Here is a 21,704-nt window from a genome sequence, read left to right on the forward strand (position 1 = left end):
GCGAGTCGACGGTGACGCACTGCTCAGCTTAAATCGGAGTATGCGGATGTACCTCGTGGACTCGTTCACCGATCGCGCCTTCGCCGGGAACCCGGCGGGCGTGGTGCTACTCGACTCCCCCGCCGACGAAGCCTGGATGCAGTCGGTGGCCGCGGAGCTGAAGCACTCCGAGACTGCCTTCGTGGTCACCACCGCCGAAGGCGCCAAGCCGTTGCGCTGGTTCACCCCGGTCGCCGAGGTCGCCCTGTGCGGGCACGCCACCCTGGCCACCGCGCACGTGCTCGGCGGCGACCAGGTGTTCAGCACCCTGAGCGGCGACCTGCGCTGCACCTCGGCCGACGGCTGGGTGCGGATGGACTTCCCGGCCGACCCGTCCGAAGCGGTGGCCGTCGACCCCGCCGCCGCGCTGCCCGGGGTGACCGTCGAGCACGTCGCCAAGGGGAAGTTCGACCTGCTGGTGGTCGCCGAGAACGCGGCGCAGGTGCGCGGGTTGCGGCCGGACCTCGACGCGATCCGGGCGATATCTTCCTCGGACGTCCGCGGGATGACCGTCACCGCGCCCGGCGACCGCGACGGGATCGACTTCGTCAGCCGGTTCTTCGCCCCGGCGAAGGGGGTCGACGAGGACCCGGTGACCGGTTCGGCGCACTGCACGCTGGCGCCCTACTGGGCCGCCCGCCTCGGCCGGGACGAACTGGTCGGCGAGCAGGCGTCACCACGTGGTGGAGTCGTGCGTGTGGCACTGGACGGGGACCGCGTCACCCTGGCCGGCCAGGCCGTGACCGTGTTCTCCGGCGAACTCAGCGCTTGACCCGGACTTCACGGGACAATGGGGACATGAAGACGATCCTGAACGTCATCTGGCTGGTGCTCTGCGGCTTCTGGATGGCGGTGGGCTACGCCATCGCGGGGATCATCTGCTGCATCCTGATCATCACCATCCCGTTCGGCCTCGCCTCGTTCCGGATGGCGAACTACGCGCTGTGGCCGTTCGGCCGGACGCTGGTCGACCGGCGCGGGTCCGGGGTGGCCTCGGTGCTGGGCAACATCATCTGGATCATCGTCGCGGGCTGGTGGCTGGCGATCGGGCACCTGGTCACCGGGCTGGCGCTGTGCATCACCATCATCGGCATCCCGCTGGGCGTGGCGAACTTCAAGATGATCCCGGTCGCGCTGGTCCCGCTGGGCAAGGAGATCGTGCCGGTGCCGTGAAGGTGGCTTCCACGGCACCGGGAACGGATCAGAACGCGGCTACCGGGGTCTCGTCGTAGAAGCCCCGGAAGTCCGCGGCCGCGCGCGAACCGGCGAAGTTGGCCTCGACCTCGGCCTTCTCCTTGGCGTTCGGGTTCGGGTTGGCGCACGACACCGGTGCGCTCGAACCCGACATCAGGTCCTGGCACAGCCCGGTCCGCCGGTCCGGCAGGCCGAAGATGTGGCCGATCTCGTGCGCGGCGATGCGGGTGGTGTTGTAGCCCTGGTTGACCGCCTGCCGCCCGAACCAGATCTTGCCCCGGCCGAGCGAGTAGGTCTGCGCCCGCGGCCAGCCGTTGTCGGCGACGATGACCAGTGACGCGGGCGATCCCTTGACCAGCCGGACGTTCTTCACGCTGTTGTTCCACACCGCGGCGCCGGCGTCCACGGCGTCCTTGAACTCCGCCGCGCCGCTCGAGTCGTAGTACACCGTGCGCACGGCGATTTCGGCTGCCGAGGCGGGCATGCTCGTGGCGACCTGCGAGAGCACGAGCGGGAACAACAGGGCGAGCGCGGCCAGTACCGATCTGAAGGTTTTCCTCGTCGACACTTGGAACTCCTCACGGGGGGGATACGGGTTCTTCCGTTGTTCCGAGAGAACCGCTCCCACCCGAAACCCTCAAGACCGAGGTTTTCACAGAATTGAGGAACCGCAGGCCAGAGGACGCGTGGCGAGCCGATTCCGGCCGAACGTAGGAACCATGCGCAAACTCCTCGTTCTGCTGACCGCGGCCGCCGCGACGCTGGTGCTGGGCGCGACGCCCGCGGCCGCCGGCACGGTGACCGTCGACTACCACTGCGCCGTCGGTGGCGGGATCGTCGCCTGGGACGTGCAGTACCGCACGACGATCACCGCGCCGGCCACCGTGTCGCAGGGCCAGACCGCCACGGTGACGATCGAGTACACCGGCGTGAAGGACTGGACCACGCACTCGCCGGCCGGCACCTACACCGGCTGGGGCAGCTTCAAGCTCGGTGGTGCGGCCACCGGCACGATCACCGCGCCCGGCCTGACCAATCCCGAGGTCCAGCCCGGCGAGAAGATGCGCTTCACCGGCGCGAGCGCGCAGGTTTCCTTCCCCGCCAAGGGTCAGGTCACCTACACGCCCGCCACCTTCAACTACGGCCCGAACTGCATCGTGTGGAAGCCGGCCGGGGTCGCTGCCACCACGTCAGTCGTCTAAAAAGGACGGTCGCCGGCGATGGCCACCCGCTCGGCCACCCGTGCGTGCGGGAAGTAGTCGTTCACCGCGTAGTGCTGGGTCGCCCGGTTGTCCCAGAACGCCACCGAGTTCGGCCGCCACTTGAACCGCACCTGGAACTCCGGCACGTGCGCCTGCTGGAACAGCAACCGGAGCAGCCGGTCGCTCTCCTCGCGCTCCAGTCCGACGATGTGCGTGGTGAAGGCCTGGTTCACGAAGAGCATGCGGCGGCCGGACTCGGGGTGCGTGCGCACCACCGGGTGCTCCACCGGCGGGAACTCGTCCTGCTTGGCGGCGAGGAAGTCCGCGTCGGAGAAGCGTTCGAAGCCGGGGATGAAGTCGTGCACCGCGGTGAGCCCGTCGATCCGCGCGCGCACCTCATCGGGCAGGTTGTCGTAGGCGGCGGCCATGTCCGCCCACATGGTGTCGCCGCCGAGCGGCGGCACCTCGATCAACCGCAGCACCGAACCGAGCGCGGGCGCCGGCCGGAAGGTGACGTCGGTGTGCCAGATGTTCTCGAACCCGGGCATGGAGGCGCTGCGGGCGAACCGGGTCACCTGCTCGCTGTCCCCGGTCGGGATGAACGGGTTCGTCTCAAGTGGACCCCAGTTGCGCGCGAACGCCCGCTGCTGCTCGGAAGTGATGTCCTGGTCGCGGAAGAACAGCACCTTCCACTCGAGCAGCGCGCGGTTCAGCTCCGCCCGCAGCTCACCGGTCAGCGGGGCGCCGAGGTCGACGCCGTCGATCTCGGCGCCGATCACCGCGCCGAGCGGGGTCAGCGAGAACAGTTCGTAGGGCTGGGATTCCCCGCGGTGCAGCACGCGCGGGCCTTCCAGGATTCCGTCGGCGGGAACGCGCGCGGTGCGCAGGGCAGCACGAATCGGCAGGTCGACAGACAACGCATTTCCTCACTGTGCGAAGGGATCGGTACTAACGCGGGAAGAGCGCGTTACCTCGGCGGGGAGCCGAGACGGCCGCGGCGCACGAGCAGCGCGCAGACGCCGATACCGACCAGGCGGTGAGGAGACCGCCTAGGCCGCGGGACAACACAACGGTGACCCTGGGCTTCGGACATACGAGGAACTATGGACCCGCGTCCGGACGATGGTCAATATCTCCCACACGCTGGGAGGAGTCCCTAGTCCTCCGGTTCCCAGGGCAGCGGCACGATCAGGCAGGGGCCGCCGACGAAGAGGCCGCCGTCGACGCCGAGCACCTTGCCGCCCGCGTACAGGTACGGCGCCTCGATCTGCGCCGGGTGGATGCCGAGCTGGTCGGCGATCACGCTGTGGCCGTGCACGATCCGCTCGCCGCCGAGCCGCTCCAGCAGCAGCTGCGCGATCTCCGGCCCGTTCGGCCCGCGGAAGGCGTAGCGCGTGGTCATCCGGCGCCACACCTCCCACCACTCGGAGATGTCGTCGCCGGCCAGCACCTCGCCGACGTTCTGGTTGATCTCCTCGACGTCGGCACCCCATTCGAGGTACTCCAGCGTGTCGGAGTGCATCAGCAGGTAGTCCTCGGCGTGCGCCAGCAGCGGGCGCTCGACCAGCCACGCGATGTGCTCGTCGGTCAGCTTCTCCTGGTCCGACGGCTGGCCGCCGTTGATCTCCCAGCTGCGGCCGAAGCTGCGCGGGCCGAAGTCCGACGGCACCTCGGTGTCGCCGAAGCGGTGCCTGCCGAGCAGCAGGATCTCGTGGTTGCCGAGCAGGCTGTGCACCTGGCCACCGGCTTCGGCGGCCTGCTCCTGCAGGCGCATGACCAGCTCGATGACGCCGACGCCGTCGGGACCGCGGTCGACGAAGTCGCCGAGGAACCACACGCAGCTCTTGCCGCCGGCCCAGTCGCCGTCGGCGTCCACCAGCTCCTTCGCCAGCAGTGCCTCGGTCAGCCCCTCACGATGCCCGTGTACGTCACCCACCACATAGGTCGGCTGTCCCGCCGCACCGGCATCGTTCATCCCCTGAAGATAAGGCCTGCTCACTGGAGAGGTTCGTCACCCCTGCGCGAAGGGATCCTTGGTCCGCCCGATCAGGTCGGCCACCGAGTCGAGCACGCGCGTCGGCCGGTAGGGGTACAGCTCGGCGGTCTCCCTGGTGGAGATCCCGGTGAGCACCAGGATGGTCTCCAGCCCGGCTTCGATCCCGGCGTGCACGTCGGTGTCCATCCGGTCGCCGATCATCAGCGTGTGCTCGGAGTGCGCGCCGAGGGCCCGCAGCGCCGAGCGCATCATCAGCGGGTTCGGCTTGCCGACGAAGTAGGGCTGGCGGCCGGTGGCCTTCTCGATCAGCGCGGCGACCGAGCCGGTGGCCGGCATCGAGCCCTCCAGGCTGGGGCCGGTGGCGTCCGGGTTGGTGGCGATGAACTTGGCGCCCGCCTCGATCATCCGGATCGCCCTGGTGATCGCGGAGAAGCTGTAGGTGCGGGTCTCGCCGAGCACCACGTAGTCGGGGTCGCGGTCGGTCAGCACGTAGCCGACCTCGTGCAGCGCGGTGGTCAGCCCGGCCTCGCCGATCACGAAGGCCGAGCCGTTCGGGCGCTGGCGGTGCAGGAACTCGGCGGTGGCCAGCGCGGAGGTCCAGATGGCCTGCTCGGGCACGTCCAGCCCGGTCCTGGCCAGCCGCGCGCGCAGGTCGCGCGGGGTGTAGATGGAGTTGTTGGTCAGCACCAGGAAGCCGATGTCGTTGGCGCGCAGCTCGGCGAGGAACTCGTCGGCGCCGGGCACCAGGTGCTCCTCGCGGACCAGCACCCCGTCCATGTCGCTGAGATAGCTCCAACGCGGTTCGTCGCTCATGGGCGCCACCTTATTAGGCGCTGTCCGGTGAGGCTGGTCGATGGGCTTCGTGATCCAGGCGGACAGCGCCTTCAGCCGTTGGGCGTCTCGACGATCACCGTCGTCGCCTTCACCACGGCGACCGCGAGCGAGCCGGGTTTCAGCCCCATTTCGGTGACCGCCTCGGTGCTCATCAGCGAGACCACCCGGTGCGGCCCGCACTGGATCTCCACCTGCGCCATCACCTTGTCCTGGACGACCTCGGTGACCAGCCCGACGAACCGGTTGCGCGCGGACCGCCCGACCCGCGACGGGTCCGGCGGCTCGTCGGCCTGCGCCCTGGCGAAGGCGGCCAGCTCGGCCCCGTCGACCACCTTGCGGCCGCTGGTGTCGTCGACGGCGGTCAACTGGCCGGCGCGGACCCACCGGCGCACCGTGTCGTCGCTGACCCCGAGCAAGCGGGCTACCTCGGCCAACCGAAACTGCGGCATGAGCAGGAGGCTAAACCCGCAGATGCGGATGCGCTACGGGCTCGTCCGAAGCTTGACCGCTGATCGTCGGGATCGGCACTACCCTGGGCAGCGTGACGGCGGTAGATCTTGGCATTCCCCGACCATCCGGGAAGCGGCAGAACCCCGCCGAACCCCGGCCCGACCACCCCGGGCTGATCGACTCGTTCGGCCGGGTGGCCACCGACCTGCGGGTGTCGCTGACCGACAAGTGCAACCTGCGCTGCACCTACTGCATGCCCGAAGAGGGCCTGGACTGGCTGCCCGGCGACCAGGTGCTCACCGACGACGAGCTGCTCCGGCTGCTGCGCATCGCGGTCGAGCTGCTCGGGGTCACCGACATCCGGCTCACCGGCGGTGAGCCGATGCTGCGACCGGGGCTCGAGCGGATCGTGGCCGAGGTGTCCGCGCTGCGGCCGAAGCCCCGGCTGTCGATGACCACGAACGGCATCGGCCTGGCGAAGCGGGCCGAGGGCCTGGTCGCGGCCGGGCTGGACCGGATCAACGTGTCCCTGGACACCATCGACCGCGACACCTTCGCCCGGCTGACCAGGCGGGACCGGCTCCGGCACGTGCTGGAGGGCCTGGCCGCCGCCCGCGACGCCGGGCTGTCGCCGGTGAAGGTCAACGCGGTGCTGATGCGCGGGGTCAACGACCACGAGGCCGCGCCGCTGCTGCGGTTCTGCCTGGACAACGGCTACCACCTGCGGTTCATCGAGCAGATGCCGCTGGACGCGCAGCACGGCTGGGACCGCCGCGGCATGATCACCGCGGCCGACATCCTCGACCTGCTCGGCGCGGAGTTCGAGCTGACCCCGAGCGAAGCGCCGCGCGGTGGCGCGCCGGCCGAGCGCTGGCTGGTCGACGGCGGCCCGGGTGACGTCGGCGTGATCGCCTCGGTCACCCGGCCGTTCTGCTCGGCCTGCGAGCGCACCCGGCTGACCGCCGACGGGGCCGTCCGCTCCTGCCTGTTCAGCAACGACGAGACCGACCTGCGGGCCCTCGTGCGCGCGGGCGCGCGCGACGAGGAGATAGCGGGCGCCTGGCGCGACACCATGTGGGGCAAGCTGGCCGGGCACGAGATCAACGAGGCCGGGTTCGCGCAGCCGATCCGGCCGATGAGCGCGATCGGCGGTTGATGCGGGTGACCACGGTCCAAGTGCGGTTCTTCGCCTCGGCGCGGGCCGCCACCGGAGTGGACAGCGAGGTGCTCACGCTCCCGGCCGGTTCGTCGGTGGCCGAGGCGGTCGAGCAGCTGCGGCAGCGGCACCCGGAGCGGCTGCCGAAGGTGCTGGAGGTGGCCAGCTTCCTGCTGGACGGCGTCGCGGTGCGGGACACGTCGTTCCGCCTGCCCGACGGGGCCGAGCTGGACGTCCTGCCGCCTTTCGCCGGTGGTTAACCCGGGCGTCACCCACCGGACGTCGAGTTCGCCGAGGCTGTCGCGCATGCGCCGCCTCCTCGTGCTCCTGCTGACCGCGTTCGCCGTGGCCGGGCTGGCCACGCCCGCGTCGGCTTCCCACTGGGTGAAGCCGCTGGCACAGGCGCACGCGCACAACGACTACGAGCACGACCGGCCGCTGCACGACGCGCTGGACCACGGGTTCACCAGCGTCGAAGCGGACATCTACCTGGTCGACGGGCAGTTGCTGGTGGCGCACGACCTGGCGGACGTGACCCCGGAGCGCACGCTGGAGTCGCTGTACCTGGAGCCGCTGCGGGAGCGGGTGCTGCGGAACTCCGGGCACGTCTACCCGCGGCGCGTGCCGTTCCAGCTGCTGGTCGACCTCAAGAGCGGCGCCGAGGACACCTACGCGGCGCTCGCGAAGGTGCTGGCGTCCCCGCGGTACTCCTTCCTCTTCACCGCCTACCGGGACGGCTGGGTGCGGGACAAGGCCGTCGAGGTCGTGCTGTCCGGTAACCGGCCGCGAGAGGTGCTGGCGGGGCAGCGGGACCGGTTGGCCTTCTACGACGGCCGCATCGCCGCTCAGGACGATCTGGGGCCCGGTTCCGACGCCCGCCTGGTGCCGCTGGTCTCGGACAACTGGACGAAGCTGTTCACCTGGACCGGCGAGGGCCCGTTCCCTGCGGCCGAGCGGGCCCGGCTGGCCGAGATCGTGGCGACCGCGCACGCGGCGGGCCAGCGGGTGCGGTTCTGGGCCACGCCGGACGCGCCAGGACCGGCCCGTGAAGCGATCTGGACCGAACTCGCCGACGCGGGTGTGGACCACATCAACACCGACGACCTGGCCGGGCTGGCGGCCTTCCTCCGGGATTAACGCACTTTGTGCGTAAGTGCACTAACGGCCTACGGATGCGTTTTACACGTGACCCAAGCCTCACGATCAGTGAATTATCTCGAGAAGGAAACGGCCCGGTAACGGCCACCTGAGCTGCGAAAACACCGGAATCGTCAGAGGTTGCCCGCTGTTACAGTGATGCAGGTCACACCTCGAATAATTTCCGATCACGCCGAAGGTTACGTACCGTCGCTTTTCGGTTGGCCCCGACCGACCAGAGCAACACCGGGATTCCGAAGCGCCGAACCCTGTCCGGCGGAATCCCGGCCCATACCCCGAGCGAAAGAAAACTTCCGGACAGGGACGACACGAACCCCCCGATGTTCAGCAGGCGCGGGAAGTGAGTAGTAACCAATGGCTTACCGAGGCAAGCACCGCAAGATGTCCGCCGCCACCAAGCACATCGCCCGCGTGGCGATCGCCGGTATGGCGGTCGGCGCCCCGCTCGCCATCGCCGCGACCCCCGCGCAGGCCGAAGGCACCAACTGGGACGCGATCGCCCAGTGCGAGAGCGGTGGCAACTGGTCCACCAACACCGGCAACGGCTACTCCGGTGGCCTGCAGTTCTCGCCGAGCACCTGGAAGGCCTACGGCGGCAAGGGCAGCGCCCACAACGCCTCCCGCGAGGAGCAGATCGCCGTGGCCGAGAAGGTCAAGGCTGGTCAGGGCATCAACGCGTGGCCGACCTGTGGCAAGAAGGGTGGCTCGTCCGCCAGCTACAAGGGCAAGAACACCCAGGGCTCGGCCAAGAAGAGCGCCCCGGCGGCGAAGAAGAGCGCCCCGAAGTCGGCCCCGGTCCAGCAGTCGGCCCCGGTGGCCACCGGCGTGGCGAAGTCGAACCCGGCCGGTGACTACACCGTGGTCGCGGGCGACACCCTGTCGAAGATCGCGTCGGCGCACGGCGTCGAGGGTGGGTTCGCCAAGCTGCAGGAGCTGAACAAGGAGTTCATCCCGAACGCGGACTTCATCGTGGTCGGCCAGAAGATCGCCACCAAGTGACACCAGCGTGCGCGATCACGGCCCGATAACGCCGTGACAAGCGAAAAGGTCCCACCGCCAATCCCCTGGGCGGTGGGACCTTTTCGTGCGTTCAACAACATAACGTCGCCGCGCATTTACTGAGCGCCGCCATTCCGCTCCGCTGAATCCCGGCCCCAGCAACCGATTTCCCCGCGGGGTCGATGGTTACGCCTTCAGTGGGGAATGCGGAGGCTTGAGAGCCGCCCTCAGCCACCCGAATACGGCCCGCAGGTGGGGCCCAGAGGCCTCCGGCAGCCATCAGCCGCTGAATGCGGGCCGCCAAGCGCCCGAGGCGGCGTTCAGCCAGCCGAACACAGGTCGCGAGCAAGCTGCCGGATGCACCCGGCAGCCCACAGCCACCCGATACCGCCGCGAGCGGCCACCAGGCGCCGAGGCGGCATTCAGCCGCCTGATGCCGCCCTTGAGCGGGCCCCCATGCGTTCCATGCGGCATCCAGCCGCCCGAATGCGAGATTCGAGCTGGGGGTCGGATCCAGCCAGCAGAGCGTTCAGCCACCCGATGCGGCGCGTGAGCCGTCGGGCGGTCAGGTCAGCCAAGCCCTCAGGGGGAGTTGACCCATTCGTCCGTGCCGTCCGTGAAGGTCTGGTGCTTCCACACCGGCAGCCGCGCCTTGACCTCGTCCACCAGGTCCGAGCACGCCAGGAACGCCTCCCGCCGGTGGTCGGCGGCCACGGCGCACGCCAGCGCCACGTCACCGATCGCCAGCGTGCCGATCCGGTGGCTCACCGCCACCGCCCGCACGCCTTCGAACCGCGTCGCCAGTTCCGACACCACGCGCGCCAGCACGTCCCCGGCACTCGGGTGGCCCTCGTACACCAGGCCCCGCACGCCCTTCCCGCCGTCGTGGTCGCGGACCACGCCCGAGAAGGTCACCACGGCACCCGCCGCGTCGTCGCCGACCAAGGCGGCGTGCTCCTCGACCGAGATCGGGGCGTCCGTCACGGCGGCCAGCGCGATGCGCGCCCCGGCGGCGACCGGAGCGACCGACGTGCCCGATATGCCCGACGTGCCCGACATGCCCGACGTGCCCGACGCAGCCGACGTGGCAGTCACGTGGTCGCCCCCGTGCAGCTGCTCGACCGCGTGGTCCAGCACGCCCTCCAGCACCCCGAGACCGTCCTTCACCCCACCTCGGGACCCCGGCAGGTTCACCACCAGCGTCCGCCCAGCCACCCCGGCGACCCCCCGCGAGAGCACCGCCGTCGGCACCTCGGGCAGCCCGGCCGCCCGCACCGCGTCCGCCACCCCCGGCAGCTGGTAGTCCAGCACCGACGTGGTCGCCTCCGGCGTGCGGTCGGTCGGCGAGATGCCGGTCCCACCGGTGGTGATCACCACGTGCACGTCCTCGGCCAGGCAGGCCCGCAGCGCCCGCGCCACCGGCTCCCCGTCCTCGACCACGATCGGCTCCGGCACCTCGTAGTCGCGCTGGGCCAGCCAGTCCACGATCACCGGGCCGGTGCGGTCCGGGTACACCCCGGCCGCCGCCCGGTTGGACGCCACGATCACCCTCGCCGCACGCTTCACCGGGCGCCTCCCGCCGGACGTTCCCAGAGGCCGGTCTTCCCGCCCTCCTTGCGATCCAGCCGCACCTCGTCGAGCGTCGCGGCCGGATCCACCGCCTTGATCATGTCGTGCACGGTCAGCCCGGCCACCGCCACCGCGGTCAGCGCCTCCATCTCCACCCCGGTGCGGTCCTTGGTCCGCACCGTGGCCAGGATCCGGATCTCCGCCGCGCCCAGTGCGAACTCGACCTCGACCCCGGACAGCGCCAGCTGGTGGCACAGCGGGATCAGGTCCGGCGTGCGCTTGGCACCCATGATCCCGGCGATCCGCGCGGTGGCCAGCGCGTCGCCCTTGGGCAGGCCGTTCGACGACAGCAGCCCGACCACCTCCTCGGTGGTGCGCACCACGCCACTGGCGTAGGCGATCCGGACCGTCGAATCCTTGCCGGAGACGTCGACCATGCGAGCCGCGCCCGCCGCGTCGACGTGCGTAAGTTCGCTCACCCGCCGGAGACTACCCGCGTCGCGTTCTTCACCGCTTCCGCGACCGCCGGCGCCACCGCCGAGTCGAACACGCTCGGCACGATGAACGAGGCGTTGAGCCGGTCGCCGTCCACCACGTCGGCGATCGCGTCGGCGGCGGCCAGCAGCATCTCGTCGTCGATGTGCCGGGCGTGCGCGTCGAGCAGGCCGCGGAAGACGCCGGGGAAGGCGAGCACGTTGTTGATCTGGTTCGGGTAGTCGCTGCGGCCGGTGGCGACCACCGCGGCGTGCCGCTGGGCCTCCAGCGGGTCGATCTCCGGGTCCGGGTTGGCCAGCGCGAACACCACCGCGTCGGAGTTCATCGTGGCGACCTGCTCGGCCCCGAACAGGTTCGGCGCCGACACCCCGATGAACACGTCCGCGCCGACCAGCGCGTCATGCAGGGTGCCGGAGATGCCGTCCTTGTTGGTGGCCGCGGCGATCTCGGTCAGGTTGTCGTCGAGGTTGCCGCGGGCCGAGTGCACGATGCCGTCGATGTCGGCGGCCACGATGTCGGCCGGCTTCTTGCGCAGCAGCAGCCGGATGATCGCCGAACCGGCCGCGCCGACCCCGCTGACCACGATCTTGCAGTCCTCGATGCGCTTGCCGACCACGCGCAGCGCGTTGCGCAGCGCGGCGACCACCACGATCGCGGTGCCGTGCTGGTCGTCGTGGAAGACCGGGATGTCCAGCAGCTCGCGCAGCCGCGCCTCGATCTCGAAACAGCGCGGCGCGGCGATGTCCTCCAGGTTGATGCCCGCGTAGACCGGGGCCAGCGCCTTGACGATGCTGATGATCTCCTCGGTGTCCTGGGTGTCCAGGCAGACCGGCCAGGCGTCGACGTCGGCGAACTTCTTGAACAGCGCCGCCTTGCCCTCCATCACCGGCAGCGCCGCGGCCGGGCCGATGTTGCCGAGGCCGAGCACGGCCGAGCCGTCGGTGACCACGGCGACCGTGTTGCGCTTGATGGTCAGGCGCCGCGCGTCCTCGGGATTGGCGGCGATCGCCTGGCAGACGCGGGCCACACCCGGGGTGTAGGCGCGGGAGAGGTCGTCACGGTTGCGGAGCGCGACCTTGGGCGTGACCTCGATCTTGCCGCCGAGGTGGATCAGGAAGGTGCGGTCGGAGAACTTCCGCACCCGGACGCCCGGCAGCGCGTCGAGCGCCTCGGTGATGTCCTGGGCGTGGTTGGCCGACAGCACGTTCGCACTGATGTCCACCACGATCGAGGCGGGGTGCGACTCGACCACGTCGAACGCGGTGAGCACGCCGCCGACGCGGCCCACCGCGCTGGTCAGGTCACCCGCCGCACTCGCCGAGGAGGGTGCCTCGACACGGACGGTGATCGAATATCCGGGACCGGGAACCGGCATGGGAGAACCCCCGCGATCTGCGCTGGAACAGTGGTGCACAGAACCCTAGCCCCGTGATCGCCGACACTGGCGATCTGCCGGTTTACCAGCCGGTAACCGCTATTTGTTGATCTCCGTCCGCGGGTGCACGTAGGGCACCGAGTCCAGCGGGAAGGTCACGTCGCCGAACGGGGACAGCGCGCCCTGGCGGTCCGCGGCCAGTTCGGACACCGGGTGCTCCCCCTCGGCCACGTGCGGCCAGGTGGGGTCGATGCCGTTCTTCTTACCGGTCTTGGCCTTCGCCACGTCGTCCTCCATGGTTCGAACTCGCGGGTCCAGTGTGCCAGGTGACCCCGGCACGGGTCCGAACAGGCGATATTCTGGACCGGATGCCCGGAACCTCGTTGGCGGACTGGCTGCGCTCCAGACCGGATGGAACGCTGGTCGCGCTGTTGCGGACCCGGCGTGACCTGGCCACGCCGCCGCCGTCCAACAGCACCGTGCTGGCCACCCGCGCGGGCACGCCGGGCTCGATCTCCCGCGCCTGTGAGGACCTGGACACCTTCACCCTCGCCGTGCTCGACGCGCTGCTGCTCGCCGGTGCCGACACCGAGGCGGTCACCGCCGCCGAAGTGGACGAGTTGCTCGGCCGGTCCGCGAAGCGCGGGCTGGAGCGGCTGCGCGACCGCGCGCTCGCCTGGGGCGAGGACGACGCGATCCGCGTGCCGCCGACGGCGCGGGAGGCGCTCGGCCCGTTCCCGGCCGGGCTCGGCAGCCCGTCGAAAGCGCTCTCCGAAACGGACCTGGCCGCCGCGGTCGACGAGGTGACCGACGCCGAGCGCGCGCTGTTGCAGAAGCTCGCCGCCGGACCGCCGATCGGCAACACGCGCGACGCCGGCGCGATGGTCCCGCTCGACGAAGCCACCACCCCGGTGCAGAAGCTGCTCGCGCGCGGGCTGCTGCTGCGCCGCGACGACACCACCGTCGAACTTCCCCGCGAACTCGGTGTCCTGCTGCGCGGCGGGCACGTGTTCAGCGACGCGCAGCTGACCGAGCCGGAGCTGCCGACCCACCCGCACCAGCAGTCCACAGTGGACGAGGCGGCGGCCGGTGAGGCGATGGAGTTCCTGCGGCACACCGAACGGCTGATCGCGCTCTGGTCGGAGCAACCGCCGCCGGTGCTCAAGTCCGGCGGGCTCGGCGTGCGCGAGCTGCGGAAGCTGGCGCGGGAGCTGGACGTGGACGACCAGCGCGCGACGTTGGTCGCCGAGGTGGTCGTCGGCGCCGGGCTGGCCGGGGACGACCAGAGCGGCACGCCCGAGTGGGTGCCGACGGTGCTCGCCGACAGCTGGCTCGCCTCGGAACCGGCGGCGCGCTGGGCGGTGCTCGCGCAGGCGTGGCTGGACCTGCCGCGCTCCCCCGGGCTCGCCGGGCAGCGCGACGCGAAGGACAAGCCGCTAGCCCCGCTTTCGGAGGAGTTGCGCCGACCGCTCGCGCCAGCCGGGCGCCGCCGGGTGCTCACCACGCTCACCGAACTGCCCTCGGGCACCGGGGTGAAGAGCGTGGAGGAACTGGTCGCGTCGCTCGCCTGGCACGCGCCGCGGCGGGGTGGCCGGTTCCGCGACGAGAACGTGCGCTGGGCGATGGCCGAGGCGACCGCGCTCGGCCTGGTCGCGCTCGGCGCGATCACCACGGCCACCGGCATGCTGCTCGAGGACGACCGTCCGAACGCGACACTCGCGATGGCGGAGGCGTTGCCGGACCCGGTGAACCACGTGCTGGTGCAGGCGGATCTCACGGTGGTCGCGCCCGGTCCGCTGGAGGCCGACCTGGCCACCGAGATCACCGCGGTGGCCGACATCGAGTCCGCCGGGCACGCCACGGTGTACCGGGTCACCGAGACGTCGGTCCGGCGCGCGCTGGACACCGGGCGCACGGCGGCGGAGCTGCACTCGCTGTTCGGCGAGCGGTCGGCGACGCCGGTGCCGCAGTCGCTGACCTACCTGATCGACGACGTGGCGCGGCGGCACGGGCGGCTGCGCGGTGGCGTGGCGGGCTCGTTCCTGCGCTGCGACGACGAGGTGCTGCTCGCCGAGGTGCTCAGCAATCCGGCGGCCGAGCAGCTCGATCTGCGCAAGATCGCGCCGACCGTGCTGATCAGCACGTTCCCGCTGGCCGAGGTGCTCGACGGCCTGCGCGCGGCGGGATTCGCCCCGGCCGCCGAGGGGCCGGACGGGCGGGTGGTCGACCTGAACCGCAACCGCGGTCGGCGCATCCCGGCACGCAGCCGGAACGCGCGGCGCGTGCACGCCGAACCGACTTCGCCCGGTGGTGACCAGATCGCGTCGATCGTGACGAACCTGCGGGCGGGCGACCGCGCGGCGGGTACGCGGCGCGGCACCGCGGTGCGCGCCCCCGGTGGCGGCGGCGCCGACACGTCGATGACGCTCGCGCTGCTCGCCAGGGCCACGCGGGAGCAGCGCGAGGTGTGGATCGGTTTTGTCGACGACCGCGGCACGGCGGCGCAGCGCGTGGTCACCCCGGCGCGCGTGGGCGGTGGGATGCTGGAGAGCACGGACAACCAGCGGTATCCGTTGCACCGCATCACTTCCGCCGCCCTCGTCGAGGACTAGCCGGGTCAGAGTTCGCGCAGGCCCTGGAGGACGCGCTCCATGAACTCGCGGGCGGACGGGTCGCCCTGGATCAGGCTCGACTGGTGGATCAGGACCAGCCCGGCGTCGGCCAGATCGCCGACGAAGACCTTCACCACGCCGAGCGGCAGCCGCAGGTAGGCGGCGATCTCGGCGATGGAGTGCGTGTCGTGGCACAGCTCGCAGATGAGGCGGTACTCGGTGGGGAGGGTGGTGGTCTGGGTCCGGCCCTGGTCGGTGGTGGAGATCAGGGCTTCCAGCGCGAGGTCGTGCGCGGAATGGGTGCGGCCGCCGGTCCGGGCGTAGGGACGGACGAGCGAGCGGGACGCGCGCCCGGCAGGCCACGCCGGCGCCGCGGGCCGGGGGGCGGGGCGGACGGGGGCCATGGCGCGCATCGGCGCAGGCTCCATGGGTTCGGGAGGCTCGTAGCGAGCGGGGGCCGGGGGTTCGGGGGGTGTGTATGGCTCGGGTCGGGTGTGTGGCTCGGGTGGCGCGTAGGCCTCGGACCGCGAGTACGGCTCGTGGGGCGCATACGGCTCATGGGGCTCGGGCGGCGCGTAAGCCTCGGAGCGCGCGTAAGGCTCGGGTGACGCGTAAGGCTCGGAGCGCGCGTACGGCTCCGATGGCGCATAAGGCTCGGACCGCGAGTACGGCTCGGAAGGCGCGTAAGACTCAGGCTGCGCATAGGAGTCGTAGGGTTCGTGCGGTTCGGGCGACTCTGGCCAAGCTGGGGACTCTGGAGACGCGTACGGATCCGGCTCGTCGTAGGCGTATGGCTCGGTTTTCGAGTAGAAGCCGGGGGGTGCGGGTGGTCCGGACCAGGCGGGTGGCCCGGATGGAGCAAGCGGCCCAGGCGGCGGAGCGGGCGGCGGCGGCACCGAAGGCAGTGGCGCGGAAGGCGAAGCAGAGCGCGAAGAAGCACCAGGAGAAGACCGCGAAGAAGAAGCGCCCGGAGAAGAAGCACCAGAGGAAGCCGAAGAAGAAGCACCTGAAGAAGGCGTGACCGGAACCGAAAAGCGGCCCGTGGTGTACTTCGCGATGTCGAAGCGGCTTGGGTTGTCCAAAGCCTCCCGCTCGCTGCCGGCGTGCAGCGCGTCCCAGTCGGCGCTCACCGGATCGCGCCCGAAGTCCCGCGGAGTGCCCATCGTCAGCCGCGTACCCCGCCTTGCAGTTGCGCGCGCAGCTCCGGGGTCAGCTGCTGGCCGACCCGGTCCACCAGCAGCGTCATCTCGTACGCCACCGTCCCGATGTCACTGGTCGGCGCGGCCAGCACGGCCAGGCTCGAACCGTCCGAAATGGACATCAGGAACAGGTACCCCCGCTCCATCTCCACCACCGTCTGGTTGACCACACCCGCCTCGAAGCACCTCGCCGCCCCCTGGGTCAGGCTGACCAACCCGGACGACACCGCGGACAGCTGCTCGGCCCGCTCCACCGGCAACCCGTCCGAGCTGGCGAGCAGCAGACCGTCGGCCGACACCACCACCGCGTGGGCGGCACCGGGCACCCGGCGCACGAAGTCGGTGACCAGCCAGCCGAACCCACCGGATGAGGTGGTAGCCATCACTGTCCCTCCTTGCTCCGGCGACTACCCGGCACGCACAACTGCTTCGCACCAGCGTATTCGCGTCCGGGGCAGGGTTCGACCCCGCCCCGCGGTGAAAAGGGGAACTTCAGCCCGCCCGCAACGCGGTGTCGTGCTGGATGGCGTGCTGGACCACCGAGATCAGCACCTGCTTCGCCGACTCCCGCTCGCGCGCGTCACAAGCCATGATCGGCACGCTCGGCGAGATCGTCAGCGCGTGCCGGACGTCCTCGATCTGGTGGTGCAGCAGCCGGTCGAAGCAGTTGATGGCGACCACGTACGGCAGCTTCCGGTTCTCGAAGAAGTCGATCGACGGGAACGCGTCCGAGAGCCTGCGGGTGTCCACCAGCACCACCGCGCCGATCGCGCCCAGTGCCAGGTCGTCCCACATGAACCAGAACCGGTGCTGCCCCGGCGTGCCGAACACGTACAGCACGATGTCCGAGTCCAGGGTGATCCGGCCGAAGTCCATCGCCACCGTGGTGGTCGTCTTGTTCGGCGTCGCCGAGACGTCGTCGACGCCGGAACTGGCCTCGGTCATCGAGGCCTCGGTGGTCAGCGGGTCGATCTCGGAGACCGCACCCACCAGCGTGGTCTTTCCCGACCCGAACCCGCCCGCCACCACGATCTTCGCCGACGAGGTCGGTCCCGCGGCCGCCGACGTGTTCGCGTCGGAGCTAAATTCTCCGAAGCCCACTGAGCACCCTTTCCATGAACTCGATACTCGGCCTGTCCCCGACGACCGTGCTCCCGCTGTGCACGAGAACCAGTCCGAGACCGGCGACATCACCAATCAGCACCCGCACCACACCGAGGGGCAGCCGCAGATGCGCGGCGATCTCGGCGACCGACCGGGTGTCCAGGCACAGGTCGCAGATCGACCGGTGCTCGGGCACCCGAACCGAATCGATCAGCCTGCCCCGTTCACTGGTCGAGATCAAGGCCTCGATGGCCAGGTCGTAGCTGGGCTTGGTCCGCCCGCCGGTCCGGAAGTACGGCCGGACCAGGCCGGAGGTCTCCACCGGCTCCTCCGGCGGCGTGCTCGGGCGCGCCGACGGGATGAACTGCTCCGGTTCGGGCTCCTCCGGGCCGCCGAAGGCGGTGAACCCGCCCGCCGCGTCCCGCAGCGAGCCGCCGCCCACGCCGTACAACTCCGACACCGGCCCGCTGAGCAGCCGGTCGCGGAAGTCGTCGACGTTGAATTCGGCGGGCCCGCGCGTGCCGGGCTCGTCCGCCGGGTTCAGCCACGACGACGGATCCGGCGCCACCGGCTCCGGTGCCACCTCGTCACCGCCTCGCCGGGACCGCCACTCGCGGTCTATCCGGTCCCGGAAACTCTTCCAGTCCTCCCCTGCGACCTCGCCCCCACGGCTGTCCGAAATGTTCGAGTTGTCCGACTCATTCGGCCAACGCGCACTGGAGAAGTCGTCGTCGAACCGACGTTCGCCTCTCGAGCGCCCCGAGTCCACGGTTATCTCCTCTGTGTCCCGCCGACCGCCCTAGCGGCGGGCGGCGCCCTGCAGCTGAGCGCGCAGTTCCGGGGTCATCTGCTGCCCGACCCGCTCGACCAGCAGCGTCATCTCGTAGACGACCAGCCCGATGTCACTGTCCGGTGCACCCAGCACCGCCAGGCACGAACCGTCCGAAACCGACATCAGGAACATGAACCCGTTGGCCATCTCGACCACGGTCTGCGCGACGGCTCCGCCGTCGAACACCTTCGCCGCCCCGCGCGCCAGGCTGGTCAGCCCGGAGGCCACCGCGGCGAGCTGATCGGCCCGGTCCTTGGGCAGCCCTCGTGAGGCCGCCAGCAACAACCCGTCCGCCGAGACCACTACCGCATGCGCGGCACCGGGTACCCGGTGCACGAAATCGGTGATGAGCCAAGCGAAACTGCCCTGCTGACCGGCCCCCGGCTGCTGCACCGCCTTGCCCGGCTGCGCCTGCCCGCCCGGCTGCACTGACCCCGCCCGTGTCACTCTCACTCCTTCGCGCTTGGTTCAGTAGGTCGTCCCGCGACGCCGTCCTCTACGGCGTCCGGACGCGTTTCCGGCACCGCGGTACCGGCCTCCGGATTCTCCTGGACGGCATGCCTGCCGCTCTGGTAACCCCGCTGAAAACTGACCATACGGCTTCGCGCCACCGAAGCCGACCTAGTCATTGACGGGGCCGCCTCCGGCTGCGGGGAGGAACTGTCGGTGAAAGCGCTCTGATCCGCCGATTCCCCGGTCACCGAGCCGGGGACCAGGTAGGCGTTGGGCACGCGTTTGGGCAGGCCGGCCTCGGTGACGCCCTCGGCCTTGTCCTCCAGCAACGACTGCGCCGCCTGCCAGCCCTCGTCCGAGGCGCTCTGCCATCCTCCGTCGGTCACGCCCGCTCCCTCTCGCCCCTCCGGCGCGGCCGCGGTCCCCTCCGGTGTCTCCGCGGGCCAGCCGGTCTCTTCCGGTCCAGTCTCCTCCGCTTCACTGAACCATCGGGAGAGCACGGACTGGTAGATCGGCAACCGGCGAGTCGGCACGTCGTCCTCGAGCGCGCTGCGGCCGCTCTCGTCCGAGGTGTCCGGCTCCGGCCTGCCCATCGGCGGCACGAAGGTGGGTTCACGGGTGGGCAGGGCCAGCGGGAACGGCTCGCTGCCGTGCCCGTTGGTTTCGGCGGGAGCACTGCCGTTGGTGCCGTTGCTCGACGGCGAAGACGGCGAAGACGGCGAAGACGGCGAAGACGGCGATGCCGGCGAAGTCGGCGCGGGCGTGGTGACCGTGGGGAACGCGTTCTCGTCGAACTCGGCCACCGGGAAGCCCTGGTCGTCCACCGGCTCCTTCGGCGGCTCCGGGACGTCGCTCAGGAACGGGCCCGCCGCGCTGGACGAACCGTGCACCAGGTCGTCGAGGCTGATCGGCTGGTCGAGCGCGACCAGCCCGCCGGTGCTGGGACCGGAGCTCGCGGACGGCACCGGGGCCTGCGGACGGCTGATCTCGGCGGGCTCCTCGGGCGGGGCCTGCTGGTTCAGCGGGGTCAGCGTCATCGGCGAGGTGAGCGAATCGACACCCAGCTCGCTCGGCGGCTGCGGCGGCGGGCCGCCGATCGGCGACATCTGCGGCAGCGACGACTCCGACCGCGGGCGCTCGGTGGCCGGCACGCTGGTCAGCAGCTGCGCCGGGACCACCACCCTGGCGATGATGCCGCCGTCGATGTCCTCGTTCTCGCGGAGCTGCACCTCGATGCCGTGGCGCTGGGCCAGCCGCGCGACCACGTACAGGCCCATCCGGCGGGTCACCGACACGTCCAGGTCGGGCGGGTCGGCCAGGCGGCGGTTGGCCTCGGAGATCTGGTCGTCGGACATGCCGACGCCCTTGTCGGTGACCTGGATGGCCAGGGCGCGGCGGCGGGTCATCACCGCGCGCACGGTCACCTTGGTCTCCGGCTCGGAGAAGTAGGCCGCGTTGTCCAGCAGCTCGGCCAGCACGTGCACCAGGTCGTGGATGGTCAGGCCCTGCACGGCCACGTCCGGGATGACGCCGACCTCGACGCGCGAGTACTGCTCGATCTCGGAGACCGCGGCACCGATCACGTCGGCGGCGGGCACCGGCCGCGGCACCGACTTGGCCAGCCCGGCGCCGGAGAGCACCAGCAGGCTCTCGCCGTTGCGGCGGAGGCGGGTGGCGAGGTGGTCCAGCTCGAACAAGCTGGCGAGGTGGTCGGGGTCCTGCTCGTCGGCCTCGAGCCGGTCGATCACGCCGAGCTGGCGCTCCACCAGCCGCTGCGAGCGGCGGGACAGGTTGACGAAGATGCCGTTGACGTTCTCGCGCAGCAGGGCCTGCTCGGCGGCCAGTCGCACGGCCTGCGCGTTGACCACGTCGAAGGCGCGGGCCACCTGGCCGATCTCCTCGGTGGTGTGCACCGGCACCGGATCGATGGCGCGCTCGGCGGCGGCCTTCGGGTCCGACTCCGACATGATCTTCTCGACCGCTTCGGGCAGGTGCCGTTCGGCCACTTCGAGCGCGTTGGTGCGCAGGCTCCGCAGCGGGACCAGCATCGAGCGGGCGACCACGAACATCAGCGTCAGCGCGACCAGCAACCCGGCGAGGATGCCCGCCGAGACGAAGATCAGCGTGCGCTGCTCGCTGCCGGCCAGGTCACCGGTGTACGAACCGGCCTCGTCCAGCAGGCGGTTCTCCACCTGGCTGATCAGGTTCAGCGTGGCCGCCGAGGACTGGGCGACCGCACCGGGGTCGATCGCCACGTTGATCTTCGCCTCCGCGCGCAGCAGCGCCAGCTGCTGGTACTGGAAGCGCCGGGAGACCAGCTCACCGGTGATCGTGTTGGCGTAGTCCTGGCGGGCCTGCGAGGTGGCGACGTTGTTGAAGGCGTCGATCTGGGAGACCAGGTTCGCCTCGGCGCTGTTGATGCTGGACAGCTCGGCGGGCTCGAAGCTGCCGCGGATCGCCGCGTTGCGCAGGAACGCGTTCTGCTGGGCCGAGAACTCCTTGGCGTGCGACAGCGCGGCGAGCGCGTCGTGCCGGTCCTGCAGGCCCTTGTCGGTGACGTCGGCGCCGAACTCGTCGGAGACGGCGAGCAGCGCGTCGATGACGCCGGCGTAGGACTCGAGCGCGGCCAGCGCGGCGAAGGAGGCGTCATTCGCGGACACGCGCAGCTGGCCGAGGCCGTCGAGACGGGCGGTGGCCTGGCCGAACAAGGCGGTGGTCACCGGGTCGTCGATGCCTTCGACCTCGGGGGCGTCCCGCAGCGTGGTGGCGGCGCGGTCGGAGCGGGCGATCTGGTCGTCCAGCTCACCGCGGCCCTGCGGCCGCCCGGAGACGATCCAGGCGGACATGGTCTCGCGCTCGGACTGCAGTTCGTCGACCGTGGCGGCGACCTTCTGGCTGAGCGCGATGCGCTGCTCGGCGCGGTCGTAGACGCCGATGTCCTCGAAGCCCTCGTAGACGCGCAGGCCACCCAGGAAGAGCGCGGCGATGGTGGGGAGCAGGAACACCACGACGAGCTTGTTGCTGACCCGCCAGTTCC

Annotated in this window: 24 protein-coding genes; 9 read left to right on the forward strand and 15 right to left on the reverse strand. The window is 70.8% G+C overall.

The features are described from left to right. Window positions 1–40: 40 nt before the first annotated feature. Window positions 41–811, forward strand: a complete 771-nt coding sequence (locus JYK18_RS08295) for a PhzF family phenazine biosynthesis protein (RefSeq protein WP_206801540.1) — start codon at window positions 41–43, stop codon at window positions 809–811. A 26-nt stretch (window positions 812–837) separates the two neighbouring features. After that, window positions 838–1,212 (forward strand): YccF domain-containing protein, encoded by a 375-nt coding sequence (locus JYK18_RS08300; protein WP_206801541.1) that lies wholly within the window; start codon window positions 838–840, stop codon window positions 1,210–1,212. 28 nt (window positions 1,213–1,240) lie between these two features. On the opposite strand, the gene JYK18_RS08305 is transcribed toward JYK18_RS08300, so the two are convergent. Next, window positions 1,241–1,801 (reverse strand): snapalysin family zinc-dependent metalloprotease, encoded by a 561-nt coding sequence (locus JYK18_RS08305; RefSeq protein ID WP_307795824.1) that lies wholly within the window; start codon window positions 1,799–1,801, stop codon window positions 1,241–1,243. 151 nt (window positions 1,802–1,952) lie between these two features. Here JYK18_RS08305 and JYK18_RS08310 point away from each other — a divergent pair, with 151 nt between their 5' ends. Then, window positions 1,953–2,435, forward strand: a complete 483-nt coding sequence (locus JYK18_RS08310; RefSeq protein WP_206801542.1) for a hypothetical protein — start codon at window positions 1,953–1,955, stop codon at window positions 2,433–2,435. Here JYK18_RS08310 and JYK18_RS08315 read toward each other — a convergent pair. The 4 genes from JYK18_RS08315 to JYK18_RS08330 all read right to left on the reverse strand — a co-directional run bounded on the left by JYK18_RS08315 (window position 2,432) and on the right by JYK18_RS08330 (window position 5,714). Continuing rightward, the gene (locus JYK18_RS08315; RefSeq protein ID WP_206801543.1) at window positions 2,432–3,352 is read right to left on the reverse strand and encodes a TauD/TfdA family dioxygenase; all 921 of its coding nucleotides are present in this window, start codon (window positions 3,350–3,352) and stop codon (window positions 2,432–2,434) included. The genes JYK18_RS08310 and JYK18_RS08315 overlap by 4 nt on opposite strands. A gap of 239 nt (window positions 3,353–3,591) precedes the next feature. Beyond that, entirely contained in the window at window positions 3,592–4,410 is an 819-nt protein-coding gene (locus JYK18_RS08320; RefSeq protein WP_206801544.1) for a metallophosphoesterase family protein, read from the reverse strand. Window positions 4,411–4,446: 36 nt separating this feature from the next. Next, the gene (locus tag JYK18_RS08325; protein ID WP_206801545.1) at window positions 4,447–5,244 is read right to left on the reverse strand and encodes an HAD-IIA family hydrolase; all 798 of its coding nucleotides are present in this window, start codon (window positions 5,242–5,244) and stop codon (window positions 4,447–4,449) included. Between the two features lie 71 nt (window positions 5,245–5,315). Then, window positions 5,316–5,714 (reverse strand): molybdopterin-binding protein, encoded by a 399-nt coding sequence (locus JYK18_RS08330; RefSeq protein WP_206801546.1) that lies wholly within the window; start codon window positions 5,712–5,714, stop codon window positions 5,316–5,318. 92 nt (window positions 5,715–5,806) lie between these two features. On the opposite strand from JYK18_RS08330, the gene moaA reads away from it, so the two are divergent. The 4 genes from moaA (at window position 5,807) to JYK18_RS08350 (ending at window position 9,028) form a co-directional block, all read left to right on the forward strand. Next, window positions 5,807–6,871 (forward strand): GTP 3',8-cyclase MoaA, encoded by a 1,065-nt coding sequence (moaA, locus tag JYK18_RS08335; protein WP_206801547.1) that lies wholly within the window; start codon window positions 5,807–5,809, stop codon window positions 6,869–6,871. Next, window positions 6,871–7,131, forward strand: coding sequence for a MoaD/ThiS family protein (locus JYK18_RS08340; RefSeq protein ID WP_153028963.1), 261 nt, complete (start codon window positions 6,871–6,873; stop codon window positions 7,129–7,131). The genes moaA and JYK18_RS08340 overlap by 1 nt, the downstream gene beginning before the upstream one ends. Window positions 7,132–7,177: 46 nt before the next feature. Beyond that, window positions 7,178–8,008, forward strand: coding sequence for a phosphatidylinositol-specific phospholipase C/glycerophosphodiester phosphodiesterase family protein (locus JYK18_RS08345; protein WP_374194997.1), 831 nt, complete (start codon window positions 7,178–7,180; stop codon window positions 8,006–8,008). A 375-nt stretch (window positions 8,009–8,383) separates the two neighbouring features. After that, window positions 8,384–9,028 (forward strand): transglycosylase family protein, encoded by a 645-nt coding sequence (locus JYK18_RS08350; RefSeq protein ID WP_206801548.1) that lies wholly within the window; start codon window positions 8,384–8,386, stop codon window positions 9,026–9,028. A 582-nt stretch (window positions 9,029–9,610) separates the two neighbouring features. On the opposite strand, the gene JYK18_RS47480 is transcribed toward JYK18_RS08350, so the two are convergent. From JYK18_RS47480 to JYK18_RS08370, 4 genes are all read right to left on the reverse strand, one after another. Beyond that, entirely contained in the window at window positions 9,611–10,594 is a 984-nt protein-coding gene (locus JYK18_RS47480) for a molybdenum cofactor biosynthesis protein MoaE (RefSeq protein WP_206801549.1), read from the reverse strand. Continuing rightward, window positions 10,591–11,076: a cyclic pyranopterin monophosphate synthase MoaC gene (gene moaC / locus JYK18_RS08360; protein ID WP_206801550.1), complete on the reverse strand. Its 486-nt coding sequence runs from the start codon at window positions 11,074–11,076 to the stop codon at window positions 10,591–10,593. Before moaC ends, JYK18_RS47480 begins: the two co-directional genes overlap by 4 nt. Further along, window positions 11,073–12,467: an NAD-dependent malic enzyme gene (locus JYK18_RS08365; RefSeq protein ID WP_206801551.1), complete on the reverse strand. Its 1,395-nt coding sequence runs from the start codon at window positions 12,465–12,467 to the stop codon at window positions 11,073–11,075. Before JYK18_RS08365 ends, moaC begins: the two co-directional genes overlap by 4 nt. Before the next feature lie 99 nt (window positions 12,468–12,566). Beyond that, window positions 12,567–12,764 (reverse strand): hypothetical protein, encoded by a 198-nt coding sequence (locus JYK18_RS08370; RefSeq protein WP_153028958.1) that lies wholly within the window; start codon window positions 12,762–12,764, stop codon window positions 12,567–12,569. Window positions 12,765–12,835: 71 nt separating this feature from the next. On the opposite strand from JYK18_RS08370, the gene JYK18_RS08375 reads away from it, so the two are divergent. Next, entirely contained in the window at window positions 12,836–15,079 is a 2,244-nt protein-coding gene (locus JYK18_RS08375) for a helicase-associated domain-containing protein (protein WP_206801552.1), read from the forward strand. Between the two features lie 5 nt (window positions 15,080–15,084). On the opposite strand, the gene JYK18_RS08380 is transcribed toward JYK18_RS08375, so the two are convergent. Continuing rightward, window positions 15,085–15,492 carry a DUF742 domain-containing protein gene (locus tag JYK18_RS08380; protein ID WP_242579015.1) on the reverse strand — a complete coding sequence of 136 codons (408 nt, stop codon included), beginning with the start codon at window positions 15,490–15,492 and terminating at the stop codon, window positions 15,085–15,087. Window positions 15,493–15,932: 440 nt separating this feature from the next. Between JYK18_RS08380 and JYK18_RS08385 the strand changes: the two genes are divergently transcribed. After that, window positions 15,933–16,100 carry a hypothetical protein gene (locus JYK18_RS08385; protein WP_206801554.1) on the forward strand — a complete coding sequence of 56 codons (168 nt, stop codon included), beginning with the start codon at window positions 15,933–15,935 and terminating at the stop codon, window positions 16,098–16,100. Window positions 16,101–16,244: 144 nt separating this feature from the next. On the opposite strand, the gene JYK18_RS08390 is transcribed toward JYK18_RS08385, so the two are convergent. The 5 genes from JYK18_RS08390 to JYK18_RS08410 all read right to left on the reverse strand — a co-directional run bounded on the left by JYK18_RS08390 (window position 16,245) and on the right by JYK18_RS08410 (window position 21,672). Further along, a complete protein-coding gene (locus JYK18_RS08390) occupies window positions 16,245–16,661 on the reverse strand; it encodes a roadblock/LC7 domain-containing protein (RefSeq protein WP_206801555.1) in 417 nt (138 codons plus the stop codon). Between the two features lie 109 nt (window positions 16,662–16,770). Next, window positions 16,771–17,379 (reverse strand): ATP/GTP-binding protein, encoded by a 609-nt coding sequence (locus JYK18_RS08395; RefSeq protein ID WP_113694746.1) that lies wholly within the window; start codon window positions 17,377–17,379, stop codon window positions 16,771–16,773. After that, on the reverse strand, window positions 17,360–18,151 hold the full coding sequence (locus JYK18_RS08400) for a DUF742 domain-containing protein (protein ID WP_206801556.1): 792 nt from the start codon (window positions 18,149–18,151) through the stop codon (window positions 17,360–17,362). The genes JYK18_RS08395 and JYK18_RS08400 overlap by 20 nt, the downstream gene beginning before the upstream one ends. A gap of 30 nt (window positions 18,152–18,181) precedes the next feature. Continuing rightward, a complete protein-coding gene (locus JYK18_RS08405) occupies window positions 18,182–18,661 on the reverse strand; it encodes a roadblock/LC7 domain-containing protein (RefSeq protein WP_370468951.1) in 480 nt (159 codons plus the stop codon). Between the two features lie 2 nt (window positions 18,662–18,663). Further along, on the reverse strand, window positions 18,664–21,672 hold the full coding sequence (locus tag JYK18_RS08410; RefSeq protein ID WP_206801557.1) for a nitrate- and nitrite sensing domain-containing protein: 3,009 nt from the start codon (window positions 21,670–21,672) through the stop codon (window positions 18,664–18,666). Window positions 21,673–21,704 lie beyond the last annotated feature (32 nt).

The sequence above is a fragment of the Amycolatopsis sp. 195334CR genome, assembly GCF_017309385.1.
Lineage (GTDB): Bacteria > Actinomycetota > Actinomycetes > Mycobacteriales > Pseudonocardiaceae > Amycolatopsis.